Origin of the sequence: Marinifilum sp. N1E240, from assembly GCF_009295825.1 — a bacterium.
Lineage (GTDB): Bacteria > Bacteroidota > Bacteroidia > Bacteroidales > Marinifilaceae > Marinifilum_A > Marinifilum_A sediminis.
Genome location: NZ_WHKF01000059.1, coordinates 1 through 311 on the forward strand (window position 1 = coordinate 1; position 311 = coordinate 311).

A 311-nucleotide genomic window follows, 5' to 3' on the forward strand; every position below is an offset into this window, starting at 1 on the left:
TTTTAAACTCAAAACCTAAATCATCACCCCAGAATTTCACTTTTTTCAAACTCCCCTCGCTAGAAGAGCGGCTGCAAAGATAAATAAAATACATCTACAATTGCAAAACTTTTTTGAACTTTTTTTTGAGCAAATTCTTCTTGAAGATTTTAACTCTACTTGAAGCATGTGCTCACACTTTAAGTATAAAAAAGAGTCTTACTCCATTTGGAATAAGACTCTTTTTAAAGGTTGGCGTCGACCTACTCTCCCACATTTCTGCAGTACCATCGGCGCTAACGGGCTTAACTTCTCTGTTCGGAATGGGAAGA

1 rRNA gene is annotated in these 311 nt (G+C 37.0%); it reads right to left on the reverse strand.

The annotated features are described in order from the left end of the window. Window positions 1-229: 229 nt before the first annotated feature. Window positions 230-311: ribosomal RNA gene (gene rrf, locus GCQ56_RS20210) — 5S ribosomal RNA — on the reverse strand; the annotation flags it as partial.